Below are 1,901 nucleotides of genomic sequence, written 5' to 3'. Positions count from 1 at the left end.
ACGGGGTGAGTTTGAGCGGGAGCTCCCGCTCATTTATGGGGTCAAGCTGACACAGCTTGCGGGTTTGGGCAGCGCCCATGGTTTTATTCGTGTGGGATAGAAATTTGAAAATCAGGGGGCGAGGGAGCGAATTTTGCGACCGTACTACGACCCCCCTTTTAAGTGCCGAGTGCCAACATTGAGTTTTAGTTTAGCTTGGTCTTACTCTCTCAAGGGATACAGTCCCCCCCAGAAAAATCAACAAATCGCCAACAAAATGACAACATTTTTCAAAAAAATGCGTGTTTAGTTGCATTGAATGCGCAATTATGCTGCTTTTTGTGTAATGAATAATTGAAGGGGGCTAGGAATTTTGGAAAATAAAAAGAGATTGACGATTACGTTATCGAGTCAAGTTCTTAAATATTTATCGGAGACTGCGAAAAATAAAGGTCTATCTAAATCTGTGTTGATTACAATTGCACTAGAAAAATACAAGGAAGGGCAAAATTAAGCACAAAAAAGAGCGTACCCGGCTAAAAGTTCGCTCATTCGGTGCTTGTTTTGATAAGGCGATTTTAACATTATGGCTAAAGACAAGGCAAGGTACTTCACCTTTTTGCTATATCCAGAAAGCATTCCTGCTGATTGGAAACAGCGTTTAGAGTTAATTGGTGTCCCAATTGCGATTAGCCCGCTTCATGATAGGGATAAGAGCAATGTTGAAGGACAAACATACAAGAAAGCTCATTATCACGTTATTTACGTGGCGAGGAATCCGGTTACGCCGGAGAGTGTAAGAATTAAAATTAAACGATTGTTAGGCGACAAAAGCATTGCTAAGGTGCAAATTGTCATTCGTAGCATGGAAAGCATGTATCTATATCTTACTCACGAGTCTAAAGACGCTGTTGAGAAGAAAAAGCATAAGTACAGCAAGCATGACATTGTTTTGCTGAACAATTTTGATATTGATCGCTATATTACGCTTGATGTTGAAGATAAAGACGACATGCTGAATGATGTTTGTGATTTGATTGATGATCATAATTTGGCAAATATGCGTGAACTGAGACGCTTTTTAAAAGCTCATGGTTCAGAATATGGCATGCCCGGTATTAAAGTCGTCAATTCGGTTTTACGTGCTCATACTGGACTGATAAGGCTGTATTTCGATGCTGTTTATCAGGAGCGCAAGTACGGCAGAGGCGATATAAACAAAGAGACCGGTGAGATACAAGACTAATTAGCAAATGGGATATAGATATAATCGTAAGCCAAAGATTAACAAAGAAACTGGTAAAATATTAGAGAAGAAGAGGAATGAAAGCGAGTAAAAAAATGTTAAAGGAGGAGAATGATGGGCTTTTGGGTAATGATACTTTCCGCAATTTTCGGAATTATTTTGTTGGTGCAAGGCTTTAGCAAGCGAATTGATGAACGTGTGGGTTTTTCTAAACTTTTTTTAATTGTTCCGGGTTTCCTTTTAGTGGCATTTGCCATTTTTTTAGGGTTAATGTGACTGTTAATGAGCTGTTACTTCACCGGCGTAAGCTAGCTAAGATTAAATAATATAAACAAAAAAAGGTGCTCGATTCGAGCACCTTTTTTTGTTGTCGGCTAGTCGACTTCTGATACAGGGAATTTAGCACAAACGCCAGCAATTTTAATTGTGGTGTGTAAGTGCGCATTGCTTTGAAGATTGGCTTTAAATGCCCCTAATTTGCTCTCTAGGCCGTTTTAGGTGTTAACCGTATAATTTACTGTCCGTCAACGGTAAATCGACGTAGAACGGCTTTTAGCCGTTCTAGGAGGCTTTAAGGAGTTGACAGACTCACTAGACCAAGACACTTTTGCGCATGCAAAGAAAAGCACACCTGCTTTTTTTGCCTGCCTCACGGCGAGTGATAAAAAAGGGGCTA

3 protein-coding genes are annotated in these 1,901 nt (G+C 40.0%); all 3 read left to right on the top strand.

All coding sequences use genetic code 11. The features are described from left to right. Positions 1-352 precede the first annotated feature (352 nt). The 3 genes from HMPREF0518_RS08915 to HMPREF0518_RS10165 all read left to right on the top strand — a co-directional run bounded on the left by HMPREF0518_RS08915 (position 353) and on the right by HMPREF0518_RS10165 (position 1,501). Positions 353-493, top strand: a complete 141-nt coding sequence (locus HMPREF0518_RS08915) for a ribbon-helix-helix protein, CopG family (RefSeq protein ID WP_003627912.1) — start codon at positions 353-355, stop codon at positions 491-493. Between the two features lie 72 nt (positions 494-565). Then, on the top strand, positions 566-1,225 hold the full coding sequence (locus HMPREF0518_RS08910) for a replication protein (protein ID WP_003627911.1): 660 nt from the start codon (positions 566-568) through the stop codon (positions 1,223-1,225). Positions 1,226-1,339: 114 nt separating this feature from the next. Further along, positions 1,340-1,501, top strand: coding sequence for a hypothetical protein (locus HMPREF0518_RS10165; RefSeq protein ID WP_023192779.1), 162 nt, complete (start codon positions 1,340-1,342; stop codon positions 1,499-1,501). The last annotated feature ends 400 nt before the right edge of the window (positions 1,502-1,901 follow it).

Origin of the sequence: Lactobacillus helveticus DSM 20075 = CGMCC 1.1877 (assembly GCF_000160855.1) — a bacterium.
GTDB classification, from domain to species: domain Bacteria; phylum Bacillota; class Bacilli; order Lactobacillales; family Lactobacillaceae; genus Lactobacillus; species Lactobacillus helveticus.
This window is presented reverse-complemented; position numbering and strand designations above follow the sequence as displayed.